This window comes from Chitinasiproducens palmae (assembly GCF_900095735.1).
Taxonomy (GTDB): Bacteria; Pseudomonadota; Gammaproteobacteria; order Burkholderiales; family Burkholderiaceae; genus Chitinasiproducens; species Chitinasiproducens palmae.
The window spans coordinates 35,988-51,318 of the sequence record NZ_FNLO01000017.1; the positions used below are offsets into that span (position 1 = coordinate 35,988).

Consider the following 15,331-nt stretch of genomic DNA (forward strand, 5'->3'; position numbering starts at 1 on the left):
CCTCGCGCCTGGCCAATCCGATTACGCCTGCGCCGATGCCACGATCGGAACCACGCGCGCCTGACGCTCGGCAAGCCGCGTGCGGTCCTGCACCGTCCCGGCCAACTGGCCGCAGGCCGCATCGATGTCGTCGCCGCGTGTCTTTCTGATGGTCGTCACCAGTCCGGCGTCGATCAGCACTTCCGCGAAACGCTTGATCGCGTCGTTGCCGGATCGGAACAGCCCGGACTCGGGAAACGGATTGAACGGTATCAGATTGAATTTGCAGGGCACGTCGCGCACCAGTGCGACAAGTTCCCGGGCATGCGAGACGCTGTCGTTGACGCCGTCCAGCATGCAGTATTCGAACGTGATGAAATCTCGCGGCGCGTGCGCGAGATAGCGCTCGCAGGCGCCCATCAACTCACGCAACGGGTATTTACGATTGAGCGGGATCAGGCTGTCGCGCAGACCGTCGTTCGGCGCATGCAGCGAGACCGCGAGCGCGACCGGCAATTCGCGCGACAGACGGTCCATCATCGGCACCACGCCGGAAGTCGACAACGTCACACGTCGACGCGACAGTCCATAGGCGTTGTCGTCGAGCATGAGGCGCATCGCCGGCACCACGTTGTCGAAGTTGAGCAGCGGTTCGCCCATCCCCATCATCACGACGTTGGTGATCACGCGGTCCTGGGCGTTACCGCGCGCGTTGCGCAGCGCGAATTCCGCCTTCCAGACCTGCCCGATGATCTCGCCAACGGTCAGGTTGCGGCTGAAACCCTGCTTGCCCGTCGAACAGAAGCGGCAGTTCACCGCGCATCCGGCCTGCGACGACACGCAGAGCGTGCCGCGCCCGGTTTCCGGGATGAACACCGTCTCGACGGCATTGCCATTGCCCACGTCGAGCAGCCACTTGCGCGTGCCGTCGGCGGAGACGTGATCGGTGATCGCAGCGGGCGCAGCGATGCGCGCGCGGCCGCTGAGCTTGGCGCGCAGCGACTTCGCCAGGTCCGTCATGTCGGCGAAGTCGTCAGCGCCGCGCTGGTGGATCCAGCGCTGCAGTTGCTTGGCCCTGAAAGCCTTCTCCCCCAAGCGGTCGCAATAATCGACCAGCCCAGCGGCGTCGAAATCGAGCAGGTTGATGGAGTCGGCTGACATGATGGCCTCGTTGTCGCTGGCCGCTGTACGACCGTGAGGGCCGTCGTGGCGGCTTGCGCCCGCCCCAACGGCCCTGTGCAGCTCAGCGCGAATAGACGTTGATTTCCGGGAAGAAGAAGGCGATTTCGCCCTTGGCCGTCTCGGCCGCATCCGAACCGTGCACCGCGTTCGCGTCGATGCTGTCGGCGAAGTCGGCGCGGATCGTGCCCTTGTCGGCCTTCTTCGGATCGGTCGCGCCCATCAGTTCGCGGTTCTTCAGAATCGCATTCTCGCCTTCGAGCACCTGGATCATCACCGGGCCCGAGATCATGAAGCCGACCAGATCCTTGAAGAACGGACGCTCGGCATGCACCGCGTAGAACTTCTCGGCATCGGCCTGCGACAGCTGCGCCAGACGGGCGGCCACGATCTTCAGGCCAGCGCCCTCGAAGCGGCTGTAGATCTGGCCGATCACGTTCTTCGCCACTGCGTCCGGCTTGATGATCGACAAGGTGCGCTCGATTGCCATGAAAACCTCAAAAAAAGAATAAGTTATTGGGAAAAGTGCAATCTGGCATTATAGCATGATCGGTTGTATCATTCGCTGTAACCCTTACAGAACTGTAAGGCGCGGTGCGAGCGCCCGCCACTCTGCCACTTGGCTATAAGATTGCATCTGAGCCGGGCGTCGCGATGGCGATGACGTATCGATGGCGCGACCCGCGCCGGCGTTCGAAGCACTTAACCTGGAGCGTATATGAACGACTTTCGGTCCTACGACTTTGGCCGCAATGGCGCGATCTCGGCGGTCGAGGTCCGCAACAAGGTGTTGCGCAACACCTATTGGCTGCTTGCGCTATCGATGGTCCCGACCGTGATCGGCGCGTGGCTCGGCGTCGCGACGGGTCTGTCGAACGTGATGATGCTGCGTCCGGGCATGACGTTGATCGCCTTCGTGGTGATCGGCATGGGCCTGATGTTCGCGGTTCAGCGCAACCGGGAAAGCGGCGTCGGCGTGGCGCTCCTGCTTGTCTTCACGCTGTTCATGGGCGTGATGCTGTCGCGCCTGGTCGGCTTCGTGCTCGGCTTCCAGAACGGCGCGTCGCTGATTGCGATGGCCTTCGGCGGCACCGGCGTGATCTTCGCGGCGATGGCAACCGTGGCCACCGTCTCGAAGCGCGACTTCAGCGGCCTCGGACGCTGGCTGTTGATGGGCGTGATCGTGCTGCTGCTGGCGGCCGTGGCAAACATGTTCCTGCAACTGCCGTCGCTGGTCCTGACCGTGTCGACGCTGGCGATCGTCATCTTCTCGGCGTTCATGCTGGTCGACATCCAGCGCGTCGTCAACGGCGGCGAGACAAACTACGTCTCGGCCACGCTGGCGATCTATCTGGACCTGTACAACGTGTTCTCGAACCTGCTTGCTCTGCTCGGCATTTTCGGCGGCAATCGCAACTGAATCCTGCCAGCATAAGCGACGCCCGCTAGCACCGGGTGTCGACGAAGGCCGCCAGTCAACGCTGGCGGCCTTTTTCATTGCCGAGCCGCAGCGGCGGGTCAGCGCGCGGCATTCGATGTACGGGTTCGCTCCGGCTGACGGTTCCAAGCGGCGCGTGCGACGCGGCGGCGGTCCGCGCGGACCGTCCGGACCGTGTGAACGGCGTCGACCTGCCGCGACGGCGCATGTCGAGGCATCCGCCGCTGCCGGCCCCGGCGCCGATCACCGCCCTGGCGACCGCGCGCGCGAAACGGCTCTCGCCACCGAGGCACGGCGCGTTGCGCCTTCCGTCCACCGAGGGATCGGCGCTTGCTGCCTCAGGGCCGCTCGAACAGCGCGATCGATTCGACGTGGGAGGTGTGCGGGAACATATTGACCACGCCGGCGCCTCGCAATACGTATCCCGCTTCGTGCACCAGCAGGCCGGCGTCACGTGCAAGGGTCGCCGGATTGCACGAGACGTAGACGATGCGCGCCGGCAGGAACGCGTGCTCGCCGGCCGCCGCCAGCTCGGCCAGTGTCTTGGCGATGGCCAGTGCGCCTTCACGCGGAGGATCGATCAGTGCCTTGTCGAACGGTCCCAGGTCGCGCCAGGTCTGCACGTCCATCTCGAACAGGTTGCGGCAGGCAAAGTCGGTGCGGTCGGCAACCCCATTGCGACGGGCGTTGTCCAGCGCGCGCTCGGTCAATACGGTGCTGCCCTCGATGCCGAACACCTGGCCCGCCCGGCGTGCGAGCGGCAGCGTGAAGTTGCCAAGCCCGCAGAACAGGTCGATCACACGGTCGGTCGAAGTCGGCGCCAGCAGCTTCAACGCCCGCGAGACGAGCACGCGATTGATCGCATGGTTCACCTGCGTAAAGTCGGTCGGGCGGAACGGCATGCGGATATCGAACTCGGGCAGCGTGTAGTCCAGCGCCGGCTGCTCCGGATAGAACAACTCGATCGAATCCGGTCCTTTGGGCTGCAACCAGAACTGCACGCCGTGTCGATCCGCGAAAGCGCGCAGCAATGCCGCATCGGCGTCGTTGATCGGCTCCAGCACGCGCAGCACCAGGGCCGTGACACTCGCCCCGACCGCGACTTCGACCTGCGGCATACGGTCCCGGATCGACAGCCCACCGACGAGTTCGCGCAACGGCACCAGTAGCGCCGAGATGGCCGGCGGCAGCACTTCGCAACTGGTCATGTCGGCGACGTAGCTGCTCTTCCGCTCGTGGAACCCGACCAGCACGCCGCCCTTCTTGACGACATTGCGCACGGTCAGCCGTGCGCGGTATCGGTAGCCCCACGACGGCCCGTGGATCGGCCGGAACATGACCTCGGGCCGGTTCTTGCCGAGGTGCCAGAGGTTGTCTTCCAGCACACGCTGCTTGGCGGCGACCTGACCCCGCACGTCCAGATGCTGCATCGAACAGCCACCACACACTCCGAAGAAACGGCAACGCGGCGTGACCCGTTGCGCGCTCTGCGTCAGCAAGCGCGACAGCGTCGCCTGTTCGAACGACGGCTTTTTGCGGTAACTCGAATATTCGACGGTTTCGCCAGGCAGCGCGCCTTCGACGAAGATCACCTTGCCGCCGTGGCCATGTTCGTCGGCATCGCGCCGGGCGACGCCGCGGGCGTCCATGTCGAGCGATTCGATGGTGGCAATGAGCGCGGCACGCGGTTCGTCTGCCCGCTTTGATTGTGTCACGGTGGGAACCTGCTGAAAGTCGGAAACGCGAGATTGTATACGTGTCGTCTGGTGCAACGTTGTCTGCACGTTACGCGGCGTGCCACGCCAGCCACGCGGCGCGACGCCGGTCGCACGGCGGCGGCGGCACCGCGTCGGAAACAGGCCGGGCGCGCCGTCGATTCAAACGCGCCCGGCCATGCGTCAGCTCGCGGCGCTTCATGGCCCTTGATGGCCCTTGATGGCCCTTGATGGCCCTTCATCATGCACAGGCCCCGCCCAGGGGCGCCGTGCCGCGGTTGCCCCTGCCTGTGCTGACACATGGCGCGAGCGGCTACGTCGCGTTGCGGCAGGCACCAGGGCCTGCCGCATGAGGCCCACTGCATCAGGCCCACTGCATCAGGCATCAGGTCCACCACATCACGCATCCGACACGCTCAGGCGTCGTCCGGACTGAAGCCGGCCAGATAGTCGGGCCATTGTGCGCCCGACGCCTCGGCCAGCGCCGCCTTGACTACCGCGACTTCTTCCAGATAGGCCGCCCGGGTGAAGATGCCGCGCAGCAGCTGGAAACGGCAGTACATCAGATAGGTATTGACCACGTCCGTCTCGCAGTACGCGCGAATGTCGGCCAGCCTGCCCTCGCGATACGCGGGCCAGACCTGCGAGCCGTCCATGCCCTGCTTCCCCGGAAAGCCGCACAGCTTGGCCAGCGCATCGAGCGGCGCGTTCGCACGGCTCTGATAAAGCGCAAGCAGGTCCATCAGATCGGTATGACGCTGGTGATAGCGGCTGATGTAGTTGTTCCACTTGAAGTCGCGGTCTTCTTCTCCCTGGTCCCAATAACGCGGCGCCGCAAGCCCGTGGATCAATGCGCGGTAATGCAGGACCGGCAGATCGAAGCCCGCCCCGTTCCAGGACACGAGCGTGGGCGTATACCGTTCAATCACCTTGAAGAACGACTGGATCAGCGCCGGCTCGCCGTCCTCGGGCGTGCCCAGCGATCGCACGCGGAAACCGTCGTTGTCGCGAAACACACACGAGATCGCGACGATGCGCTGCAGATGGTGCGGCAGGAACTCGGAGCCGGTGCGTTGCCGCCGTTCGGCGAACGCCTGTTCGGCCACCGCCTCGTCGGACAGATTCGACAATGCCGGTTCGAGTTTGCGCAGGCCGTGCACATCCGGCACGGTTTCAATGTCGAAGACGAGAACGGGAATCACAGGGTCAGAGTACGGAATCCTTGCCGACGCCGTTCGACGCGAAGTGCCGTTTCAGCCGGACCAGCGCTTCCTGCTGGATCTGGCGCACCCGCTCGCGAGTCAACGCCATTTCGGCGGCAAGCTGTTCCAAGGTCGAGATTTCGTTGTTGTTCAGGCCGAAACGGCGCTCGATCACGTAGCGGTGCTTGTCGGACAAGCGTGACAACCACAGCCGCATCAGCGATTCGACCTCCCGGTTCTGCACCTCTGCCTCGGGCGCCAGGCTTTCCTCGTCGGAAAGCATATCGAGCAGACTGCTGCCCGGATCGATATCGAGCGGCGCATCGAGCGATGCGGTGTGTTCGTTGAGGGCCAGGATATCGGCGATGTCGTCCACCGATTTGCCGGTCAGATGCGCGATGTCGTCGACACTCGCCTCGCGGCGGTCGACGCTGCTTCGTTCGAGGTGGCGCTTGGCGCGCAAGACCTGATTGAGCTCGCGAATCACATGGACCGGCAACCGTACGGTGCGCGCCTGGTTCATGATCGCGCGTTCGACGCTCTGCCTGATCCACCAGGTTGCGTACGTCGAGAAGCGAAACCCGCGCTCGGGCTCGAACTTCTCGATCGCATGCATCAGACCGAGGTTGCCTTCCGCGATCACGTCGAGCAGCGGCAGACCCCGATTCGTATAGCCTTTTGCAATGCTGACCACGAGGCGCAGATTGCGCTCGATCATCACCTGGCGCGAGTCGAAATTGCCCTGCTTGGCCAGCGTCGCGTGGTGCTGCTCTTCTTCGGGAGTCAGCAGCGGTTTGACGCTGATGCTGTTCAGGTAATGCTGAACCGTGTCGGCCGTCAGTTCCGACTGCAGCAGCGCCCGATACTCGACCGGGTCGTTGCCTTCGGTGCCGCGTTTGGCCGTTTCCCCGCTGCCGGCCGACGCCGCGCCGTCCGAGCCGTCCGAGCCGCCCGAGCCGTCCGAGCCGTCCGAGCCGTCGACCTCGTCGACCGTATGCGCGTCGTCGCTGCTCGTGGTCTCGCCGCCGTCGAGCGCCAGCGCGTCGTGCCGCGCCTTCGCTGCGTCGTGCCGCGCCTTCGCTGCGTCGCGCCCATCGTTCGTCCCGCCGCCCTTCGTCGCCTTCGGCCGAACGGCGTCAGGCGAAGCGGCGGCGCCGGGCGCCGGCTCGGCACCATCGCCGCCGGTCGAGCGGCGACGCACGTCAACACGCGCCGCGACCGCCGACGAATCGGTCGGTGCCTGGGCGGACAGGTTCGGCGCGCGCTTCGGTTTTTGCATGGCCGTGGCTCGTCTCCGGCCCGCGTGAGCGAGCCTTTATTGCGGCGGCAGGTAACTCAGGGGGTCCACCGGCTTGGTTTGCTTCCGAACTTCGAAATGCAATTTGACGCGATCGGTTCCGCTGCTGCCCATCTCGGCAATCTTCTGCCCGCGGGTCACTGCGTCGCCTTCCTTGACCAGCAAGGTCTGGTTGTGCGCATAGGCGGTAAGGAGCGTGTCGTTATGCTTGATGATAATCAGATTGCCATAACCGCGCAGGCCGCTGCCCGCGTACAGCACGCGCCCTTCCCCGGCCGCCAGCACCGGCTCGCCCGCCGTCCCGCCGATATCCACGCCCTTGTTCTTGCCACCGTCGAAGCGCGCCAGGATCGGGCCGCGCGCGGGCCACGACAGCGTCACCGGTCCAGTGCCCATCGGCGCACTGTTGGCGACGGCGGCGCCGGCGTCCGGCGGGTTGCTGGCAAGCGGCGGCGGCGTGCTGCCCGTGGCCCCGACGGGCGGCGGCGGCACGTAGGCCGGCGCTGCGCCGAGCGGCGCGCTCTGCACGCCCGAGCTCGCCAGCGGCGTGGTCGTCACGCCACCAGGAGCGCCGGCGGCGCCCGGGGGCGCCACGCGCAGCAATTGGCCGACTTCGATTGCATTCGGGTTGGTCAGATTGTTCCAACCCGCGATGTCGCGATAGTTCTGTCCGTTTTCCAACGCGATGCGGTACAGCGTATCGCCCGGCTTCACGCGATAGAAGCCGGCTGGCGCCGGCCCCGTCGCCTGCTGTGTCGCGAGGTCGCCGGTCCCGCCTGCGCCGCCGGAGCGATCGACGACAGGTGCGCCATCCATTCGAGACGCGCACGCAGTCAGGACTGCGACGGCAAGCACGCAGGCCACGCCGTGCAGCCTCGGCCCACCCTTCGTCCTGCTGTTTCTCGTCAACGTACTCATCGGTATCAGCTCACTCCGAATTTCATGGGAACAAAATTGACGGGGTCGAGCAGCGTCTCGCGCCAATGCGCGGCGGACGTCTTCTCGACCAGGATCAAATGCTGCACGTGTTCGCCGACCGGCGCGACCAGTCGTCCGCCGACGGCCAACTGCTCGATCAACGCGGTCGGCACGTCAAGCGCCGCAGCGGCGATCACGATCGCGTCGAATGGCGCCGCAATCGGCAGACCGAGATGACCATCGCCGTAGTGCAGGCGGATGTTGACGCGTCGCAGCGGGCGCAGGTTGCGCTTCGCACGCTCGTGCAGCCACTTCAGGCGCTCGACCGAATAGACGTCGTCGGCGAGATGGCTCAGCACCGCCGCCTGGTAACCGCAGCCAGTGCCGATTTCGAGCGCACGCCCGATGCGCCGGCCGCCCGACGCCAGCGCCAGCATCCGCGCCACCACCGACGGCTTGGAAATCGTTTGTTGCTGACCAATCGGCAATGCGGCGTCCTCGTAGGCCTGGGCGCCGAGCGCGGAGTCGACGAAGCCGTGACGCGGCACCGCGCGCAACGCGTCGAGCACCAGCTCGTCCCTGATCCCGGCCGTCCGCAAACGTTCGACCATGCGGTTCATCAGGCCCTCGTGGGCCGCGCCTGCCCCGTTGGCGGCGCCCGCCCCGCCCAGCGGCTGCGGCCGGCTGGCCAGCCCGACCGCAGCCGCGCGGGCGACGGACTCGGCCGCCCTGACCACCGACGCGGGTGCCGCCGAACGCAGCGGCTGCGGGCGACGGGCGGCCGCACCCGGGGCCGTGCCCTTGGTCATCACATCCGACAGGGCGAGAGGGAATCGCTTGCCGCGCGGTTGCGTCATGACATCGCCGCCCATTCGCCCAGCGCGCCGAGCTGGCGCTGGTGCGTGAGATCGAGTTGCAATGGCGTCAGCGACACGAAGCCGTTTGCCACCGCATGGAAGTCCGTGCCCTCCGTCGCATCGCGGACTTCGCCGCAGGCACCGATCCAGTAGATCGCCTGGCCGCGCGGGTCCTCGCCGCGGATCACCGGCTGCGACGGGTGCCGCTTGCCCAGACGCGTCACGCGCCACGGACCGATGGCCGGCGCGGGCAGCGATGGCACGTTCACATTCAGGAGCATCGGTGCCGGCAGCGGTGCGCCGGCGTGGCGAGCCACGATATCGCGCGCCACGCCGGCGGCGGCATCGAGATGGGCCCAGCCGTGTTCGGCCAGCGAAATCGCAATCGACGGGATGCCAAACAGGAAACCTTCGGTGGCGGCCGCCACGGTACCCGAATACAGGGTGTCCTCACCCATGTTCGGGCCGTTGTTGATGCCCGACACGATCAGGTCGGGCCGCCAGTCGAGCAGGCTCGTCACGGCGACGTGGATGCAATCGGTCGGCGTGCCGTTGACATACAGGAAACCGTTGGCGGCAGTCCGCACCGAGAGCGGACGCGACAAGGTCAGCGAGTTCGACGAACCGCTGCAGTTCTGTTCGGGCGCGACCACGGCAATCTCGCCCAGTCCCTCCAGCGCTTCGCGAAGCGCTGTGAGTCCGGGCGCAAGATAACCGTCATCGTTGCTCAGAAGTATCCGCATCAGCCGATTGTAACCGAGGTTCGCCCGCCGTCGCGTCGGCGGACAGGCGTTCAGACCGTGCGTCGATCGACCATCGCGCGCGCGATGGTGCCCACGTCGACGTACTCCAGCTCGCCGCCCATCGGCACGCCGCGCGCGAGACGGCTGACCGACAGGCCGCGCGCCTTGAGCATCTGCGCCAGATAGTGCGCGGTGGCCTCGCCTTCGTTGGTGAAGTTGGTCGCGAGCACCACCTCCTTCACCACGCCGTCTTCCGCCCGACGAATCAGGCGGTCGAAATGGACGTCGTTCGGTCCGATCCCGTCCAGTGGACTCAGGCGTCCCATCAGCACGAAATACAGCCCGCGGAAGGTCAACGTCTGTTCGAGCATCGCCTGGTCGGCGGGTGTCTCGACGACGCACAATACGCTGGCGTCGCGCGTGTCGTCCGAACACAGCTCGCAGATCGTCGCTTCGGTGAAGGTGTTGCAGCGCTCGCAGTGGCGCAGGCCCTGGCTCGCGCCGAGCAGTGCCTCGCCCAGGCGCACCGCGCCGCTGCGGTCATGCTGCATCAGATGGTAGGCGATGCGCTGGGCGGATTTCGGACCGACGCCAGGCAGCGCGCGCAGCGCCTCGATCAAGGCACTCAGGGATGAAGGCGGCTTGGTCGCCATCGTGCGAGGCTCCAAAAGATTCCCTAATGAAAACAGGACCCGAAAACAGGACCCGAAAGCGAGACCGGAAAGCGAGACCCGCCGGCAGGACCGTCGAGTCGACGGGCGACCTGGCGCGACGGCGACCGTGACACGCGATCGAACGGGCGCGCGGGCGACACGTCGGCGTCCGATCCCGCAGCCAACGATGCGGCCAACGATGCGGCCGATGACACGGCCAAGGACGCGCCCAAAGACGCGGCCGATGTGGCAGCCCGCCTCGCCGGCTCGGCCCGCCAGAACGATCGGAGCACGGTCCCGCAGTGGCCCACCGCGCCCACTGTGCTTCTGCTATGTCTTGCCACAAGCGCACGGCCGACTCGCGTTGCACTAGCCAGCGCGGGAGCGCGCGTTTCCAGCACCGCTACCGCCTGGAACCGACTGGCCGGCCGCTTCGAACCCGCTGGCAAGCCGCCCACACCAAGCCACGAACATAGCGCCACGAACACCGAACCGTGAACACCGAACCGTGAGCACCGCACCGGGAGCACCGAACCGGAAACATCGACCCGGAACCATGGAAGCGGAAGCTTCGAGCCGCGAACGTCGCATCGACGCGGATGACCTATGCGCGCCGCCGACCGTGCGTCGAATCCGGCACCGCGGCGGCCTGCCCCGATCCGGAGCTGAGGCGCACCGCGCTACGCTTCCTCAGAACGGCATCTTGAAGCCCGGCGGCACCGGCAGGCCGCTGGTAACGCCGCCCATCTTCTCTTGCGTGACGGCTTCCGCCTTGCGCGCCGCGTCGTTCAAGGCTGCTGCGATCAAGTCCTCGAGCATTTCCTTGTCGTCGGCGAACAGGCTGTCGTCGATGAAGACCCGGCGCACCTCGTTCTTGCAGGTCATCGTGATGCGACACAGGCCGCCACCGGCCTCGCCCGTCACCTCGATGTGCTGCAAGGCGTCCTGCGCCTGCTTCATCTTGTCCTGCATCTGCTGGACCTGCTTCATCAGGCCGCCGAGTTGTCCTTTCATCATCGCCTTGGCTCCAAAATCAGTATTGTAAGGGGTGCGCAGGCCGCCGCCGCGGATTCGCGCGGCGGTGGCGGGTGTGACGTTGCCGGTCAGGGAACGATGGGTTTGACCGAGCCAGGCACGACACTGCCGTCGAAGTCGCGCAGCAGGGTTTGGACGAACGGATCGTCGGCGATCAGCTTTTCCGCTTCAGCCTGCAGCGCGGCGCGGCGCGCGCGCTCGACCAGGGCGGCCGTATGCCGGGCGGGACCGACTTCGACCTCGACCGCGCAGGGCAGGCCAAGACGTTCGACCAACGCCTCGCTGACCTTGTCGACGTGTCCGCCCTTGCTCAATGTCGCAACCGGCACTGCGAGCACGACGCGACCGGCGTCGCAGCGCGTCAGTTCGCTTTGCAACGCGAGCTGCTGCGCCAGGCCGCGCAGCGGCAGCGAAGCGGCCAACGCGGGCCAGTCCCCGTCCACCCCGAGCGGATCGAGAGACACGACAGGTCCATCGTACGGTACGTCGATGACGGCATCGGGCGCGATGCGTGCCGTTGGCGGCGCCGCTGGCGAGCCTCGGGTGGCGACCGCCACTGCGTTCATCGCGTTGTCGCCGGCCGACGGCCGTCGCGCCTGCGCCGGCGTCGCAAGCGGCCCTGCCTTTGCAGCGGGGGTGTCGTCCCCAAAGGCGTCGAACGGCAGGTCTTCCCACGGCGGTATGTCGCCCGCCGCCTCGGCGAACGCATGATTGGCCGTCAGTTCGTCGGAGACCGAGGCGGCCACCGGCGCAACCCGCGCCACCGTGCGGGACGCGGGCGCCGCCTCTGGCGTACCGGCGCGCGCAGCGGCCCCGACAGCCGCGTTCGGCGCCGGCTCGCGCGGTGCGCGTGCGACGGCACTGGCCGAGGCTGAGCGTCCGCCTGAAGGGTGAGCAGACGACGCCAAGGATGGCGCGGCAGGTGCGGCAGGTGCGGCAGGTGCGGCAGGTGCGGCAGCATGCGACGACGGCTTCAGGCCACGCAGGGCGTCGAGCATCTGTCGGGCTGGCGAGCGCTCGCCCGCGGTCGCTCCGCTGCCCGTGGTGTCGGCCATGTCGGCGGACGGCGCACTGGCCGACGGCGCCGGCCGAAGCAGGCTCGGGCGCTCGGGCGGCGTCGGTGTGGCGATTGCCGTATTCGCATCCAGTTCGGACCCGCCGTCGGACGACAAGCCGGGTTGTTGGGTCGGAGTCGGAGTCGGGGTCCAAGTCGGGGTCGGCGTCGAGGCCGGCTGCGCCGCCTGTCTTGCGTCGGCCCCGCGTTCCACCTCCGCCTCGCCGCGATGCGCTGCGCCGTGACCATCCCCGCTCGGCGGGGCCAGCGACGCCGCCGGTAGGCCGATGTCGTCGGTATCCGCCCAGGCTTCGTCGTCGGACAGGGCCTGTGGCGCGGCCTCTTCGGCACGGACGCGGGCCACCCCGGCGAATGCCTTCGAGGGTGCCGCGTCACCCTTTGCCGCTGTTGCCGCTGTTGCCGCTGTTGCCGCTGTTGCCGCCGGCGACGCTGACGCCGGTGAAGTCGGCGTTGACGAGGAGACCGATGACGCAGTAGGCGATAACGCGGCCGGCGTGGCGGCGTGCGCCGCCGCAGTCGCCCCCGCAATCCTCCCATTAGTCGCCCCGTCAGTCGCCCCGTCAGTCGCCCGGTCAGTCGCCCGATCGGTCGCCCCAAGGCCGAGGCCGGGCAACGCGGCGCGCGCGCGCGGCGGCACCGGCGCGCCGCCCGTGACATCGCTGCCGGGCGCGAACGCAAGCATGCGCAGCAATGTCATCGTGAAGCCAGCGTATTCATCGGGTGCCAAGGGCAACTCGCTGCGCCCGAGCGTCGCAATCTGGTAGAACAGTTGCACCTGTTCGGCTGGCCAGGTTGCCGCGAAGCGTTCGACTTCCGCAACGTCGACGGCGTCGGGCAGCAGCGACGCGGGCGCGAACTGCGCCCAGGCGATGCGGTGCAGCCATTGCGCCAGATCCTGCAGCGCGACGGAGAACGACAGGCTGCGGCCGGCCATTTCATCGGCGAGCGCCAGCAGACCCGGACCGTCGCCGGCCGCGAGAGCGTCGAGCAGGCGCACCAGATAGCCCTGGTCGAGGGTACCCAGCATGCCTCGCACCGCCTCCTCGCTGACGGTTCCTGCCGCATAGGCAATCGCCTGGTCGGTCAGCGACAGCGCGTCCCGCATGCTGCCGTCGGCCGCGCGCGCCAGCAAGCGCAGCGCCGGCGTTTCGTAGGCGATCGATTCGGCGCCCAGCACCCGCTCAAGATGACCGACGATGTCGGCCGGCGGCATCTGCTTCAAATTGAACTGCAGGCAGCGCGACAGGACGGTGACCGGGATCTTCTGCGGGTCGGTGGTCGCCAGGATGAACTTGACGTAGGGCGGCGGCTCCTCCAGCGTCTTGAGCATGGCGTTGAACGCGTGATTGGTCAGCATGTGCACTTCGTCGATCATGTAGACCTTGAAGCGCGCATCGACCGGTGCGTAGACCGCTCGCTCCAGCAGCGCCGCCATCTCGTCGACACCACGATTCGACGCGGCGTCCATTTCAACGTAGTCGACGAAACGCCCGGCATCGATTTCACGGCACGCGCGGCACACGCCGCACGGCGTCGCGGTGATGCCGGTCTCGCAATTCAGCGCCTTGGCAAGAATTCGTGACAGGGTGGTCTTGCCGACGCCTCGCGTGCCCGTGAACAGATAGGCATGGTGCAGTCGCTGCTCGGAAAGCGCATGACTCAGCGCGCGCACCACGTGGTCCTGCCCGACGAGGGAGGAAAAATCGCGCGGCCGCCACTTCCGGGCCAACACCTGATAACTCATTGGGTCATTCCCGAGATTCGCCGGTCACCGTCGGATCGGCGCCCACTGTCGGCGCGGCATCGCGGCGCGTCCCCTGGATCCGACCTTTGGCCTGGCATCGCCGCACAGCGTCGGCGCTGCATCCACGACGCTGCCCGCCCGTCGCAAAACCACGCGAATCGAGATGCCGGACACGACAGGATGGGAAACAGAGACAGCCACGTGGATCACGTCCGGCTGGTAGAAGTGACGAGCCTAACCCTCGGCACTGGTGGAAAACGGCTGTGGCTGCTTCGTTCCCGACCTGACCAGGTTGACCGCGCCGCCATGCGAGGAGGCCCGTCACTGAGAATTCTAGCACGGCCAATGCCGCCTCGACCAGTCCCGTTCACTGCCCGGACGAGTCGCCGTCCAAACCGGTGCGCGCCCGCGGACTGGCAAGGCCAGCCGTCCCGGTGCCGACGCCGAACGAATCGACATGACGAAGGTGGTCGGCAAGCTGGACCAGGTTGGTGATGCCGAGCTTGCGGAACACATTGCGCTTGTGCGCGCTGACCGTCTTGTGACTGATGAACAGCGCCCTGGCGACCTCCTTGTTGCACCCGCCATCGACCAGCCGGCGCGCGACGGCCAGCTCCCGGTCGCTGAGCGCGGCCAGCCAATCGGACTCGCTTGCCAGGTGATAGCCCACCTCGTCCGGGAAAAACCGATAACCGGCGAGAATCGCCAGGCATCCCTGCCGGACCTGTCCCGGTTCGCAACACTTGTAGATGTAGCCGTGCGCGCCGGCGCTCATCGAACGTTTCAGCGGCAGCGCGCCCGTGTGCATCGACAGCACCAGGACCTTGATCGGCCTCGCAAGCCGCCTGACACGTTTGATCAGTTCGTAGCCGTCGATGCCGGGCAGGTCGATGTCGATGATGACCAGGTCGGGATGCATGGTTTGTATCAATGCCCACCCTCTGCTGCCATCGTCCGCTTCGCCCACGATATTCAGGTCAGGATCGCCGTTCAGCGATGCCCGTACGCCCAGCCGAACGAACGGATGATCGTCCACGATGATGATGCTAGCCAACTCAACCTCCTTGCTGTCAGCCGCCAACCATGACGGCGGACGCGCCGCTGCGGCGGCGTGCCCCCCCGAAAGTATGCCAGCCATGCTACGCAGTCCCAAGTATCAGACCGTGCCCACCGCGATCCGCCGGTGGCACCAGGCGATGAAAGGAAGTGACGCGAGGAACTGCAATACCGCCCCCCAAGAAGCGACACGCGGCGGTGACATTCCTGCGTGACATTCCTGCGTGACATCCCAGGGTGACATTCCTGCGTGACATCCCAGGGTGACATGCGGCCGCAGGCCGGATCGTCTTCGCTCGTGCGGCGGGAACGGCGATCACCGGTGCCGCGGACGCGATCGCGCATGCAAGGCCGCCCCGCACCCGGTCCGGGCGGCACGCCTACGCCAGGCCAGGTGCGCGTTCCCGGCAACGTTGCTGGCGCCGGGCGACGACACTCGG

General features: G+C 66.8%; 13 protein-coding genes and 1 other RNA gene. 1 reads left to right on the forward strand and 13 read right to left on the reverse strand.

The features are described 5' to 3' along the window. Positions 1–21 precede the first annotated feature (21 nt). Together rlmN and ndk are read right to left on the reverse strand one after the other, a co-directional pair. Entirely contained in the window at positions 22–1,140 is a 1,119-nt protein-coding gene (gene rlmN / locus BLU54_RS21800; protein WP_170845265.1) for a dual-specificity RNA methyltransferase RlmN, read from the reverse strand. 82 nt (positions 1,141–1,222) lie between these two features. Next, on the reverse strand, positions 1,223–1,648 hold the full coding sequence (ndk, locus tag BLU54_RS21805) for a nucleoside-diphosphate kinase (RefSeq protein ID WP_091913056.1): 426 nt from the start codon (positions 1,646–1,648) through the stop codon (positions 1,223–1,225). Between the two features lie 228 nt (positions 1,649–1,876). On the opposite strand from ndk, the gene BLU54_RS21810 reads away from it, so the two are divergent. Then, positions 1,877–2,578: a Bax inhibitor-1/YccA family protein gene (locus tag BLU54_RS21810; RefSeq protein ID WP_091913058.1), complete on the forward strand. Its 702-nt coding sequence runs from the start codon at positions 1,877–1,879 to the stop codon at positions 2,576–2,578. A 356-nt stretch (positions 2,579–2,934) separates the two neighbouring features. Here BLU54_RS21810 and rlmD read toward each other — a convergent pair whose 3' ends face one another. From rlmD to BLU54_RS21870, 11 genes are all read right to left on the reverse strand, one after another. Next, on the reverse strand, positions 2,935–4,311 hold the full coding sequence (gene rlmD, locus BLU54_RS21820; protein WP_091913062.1) for a 23S rRNA (uracil(1939)-C(5))-methyltransferase RlmD: 1,377 nt from the start codon (positions 4,309–4,311) through the stop codon (positions 2,935–2,937). A 416-nt stretch (positions 4,312–4,727) separates the two neighbouring features. Beyond that, positions 4,728–5,513 carry a 3'-5' exonuclease gene (locus BLU54_RS21825; protein WP_091913068.1) on the reverse strand — a complete coding sequence of 262 codons (786 nt, stop codon included), beginning with the start codon at positions 5,511–5,513 and terminating at the stop codon, positions 4,728–4,730. 4 nt (positions 5,514–5,517) lie between these two features. Beyond that, a complete protein-coding gene (gene rpoS / locus BLU54_RS21830) occupies positions 5,518–6,792 on the reverse strand; it encodes an RNA polymerase sigma factor RpoS (protein WP_235838081.1) in 1,275 nt (424 codons plus the stop codon). Positions 6,793–6,828: 36 nt separating this feature from the next. Continuing rightward, entirely contained in the window at positions 6,829–7,728 is a 900-nt protein-coding gene (locus BLU54_RS21835) for a peptidoglycan DD-metalloendopeptidase family protein (protein ID WP_091913069.1), read from the reverse strand. A gap of 5 nt (positions 7,729–7,733) precedes the next feature. Next, complete coding sequence (locus tag BLU54_RS21840) at positions 7,734–8,585, reverse strand: protein-L-isoaspartate(D-aspartate) O-methyltransferase (protein WP_091913183.1); 852 nt, start codon at positions 8,583–8,585, stop codon at positions 7,734–7,736. Beyond that, on the reverse strand, positions 8,582–9,328 hold the full coding sequence (gene surE, locus BLU54_RS21845; RefSeq protein ID WP_091913070.1) for a 5'/3'-nucleotidase SurE: 747 nt from the start codon (positions 9,326–9,328) through the stop codon (positions 8,582–8,584). Before surE ends, BLU54_RS21840 begins: the two co-directional genes overlap by 4 nt. Before the next feature lie 50 nt (positions 9,329–9,378). Then, positions 9,379–9,981: a recombination mediator RecR gene (recR, locus tag BLU54_RS21850; protein ID WP_091913071.1), complete on the reverse strand. Its 603-nt coding sequence runs from the start codon at positions 9,979–9,981 to the stop codon at positions 9,379–9,381. Positions 9,982–10,671: 690 nt separating this feature from the next. Then, positions 10,672–10,998 carry a YbaB/EbfC family nucleoid-associated protein gene (locus tag BLU54_RS21855; protein ID WP_091913072.1) on the reverse strand — a complete coding sequence of 109 codons (327 nt, stop codon included), beginning with the start codon at positions 10,996–10,998 and terminating at the stop codon, positions 10,672–10,674. An 86-nt stretch (positions 10,999–11,084) separates the two neighbouring features. Beyond that, positions 11,085–13,835 (reverse strand): DNA polymerase III subunit gamma/tau, encoded by a 2,751-nt coding sequence (gene dnaX / locus BLU54_RS21860; protein ID WP_091913086.1) that lies wholly within the window; start codon positions 13,833–13,835, stop codon positions 11,085–11,087. 224 nt (positions 13,836–14,059) lie between these two features. Continuing rightward, positions 14,060–14,158, reverse strand: an RNA gene (ffs, locus tag BLU54_RS21865) — signal recognition particle sRNA small type. 44 nt (positions 14,159–14,202) lie between these two features. Beyond that, on the reverse strand, positions 14,203–14,889 hold the full coding sequence (locus BLU54_RS21870; RefSeq protein WP_170845266.1) for a response regulator transcription factor: 687 nt from the start codon (positions 14,887–14,889) through the stop codon (positions 14,203–14,205). Between the last annotated feature and the right edge of the window lie 442 nt (positions 14,890–15,331).

Bases quoted from the DNA above. Each gene is read 5' to 3' on its own strand.
- ndk (WP_091913056.1), bottom strand. From the start codon at position 1,648: ATGGCAATCGAGCGCACCTTGTCGATCATCAAGCCGGACGCAGTGGCG.
- rlmN (WP_170845265.1), bottom strand. From the start codon at position 1,140: ATGTCAGCCGACTCCATCAACCTGCTCGATTTCGACGCCGCTGGGCTG.
- BLU54_RS21840 (WP_091913183.1), bottom strand. From the start codon at position 8,585: ATGACGCAACCGCGCGGCAAGCGATTCCCTCTCGCCCTGTCGGATGTG.
- surE (WP_091913070.1), bottom strand. From the start codon at position 9,328: ATGCGGATACTTCTGAGCAACGATGACGGTTATCTTGCGCCCGGACTC.
- dnaX (WP_091913086.1), bottom strand. From the start codon at position 13,835: ATGAGTTATCAGGTGTTGGCCCGGAAGTGGCGGCCGCGCGATTTTTCC.
- BLU54_RS21810 (WP_091913058.1), top strand. From the start codon at position 1,877: ATGAACGACTTTCGGTCCTACGACTTTGGCCGCAATGGCGCGATCTCG.
- rpoS (WP_235838081.1), bottom strand. From the start codon at position 6,792: ATGCAAAAACCGAAGCGCGCGCCGAACCTGTCCGCCCAGGCACCGACC.
- recR (WP_091913071.1), bottom strand. From the start codon at position 9,981: ATGGCGACCAAGCCGCCTTCATCCCTGAGTGCCTTGATCGAGGCGCTG.
- BLU54_RS21835 (WP_091913069.1), bottom strand. From the start codon at position 7,728: ATGAGTACGTTGACGAGAAACAGCAGGACGAAGGGTGGGCCGAGGCTG.
- BLU54_RS21855 (WP_091913072.1), bottom strand. From the start codon at position 10,998: ATGATGAAAGGACAACTCGGCGGCCTGATGAAGCAGGTCCAGCAGATG.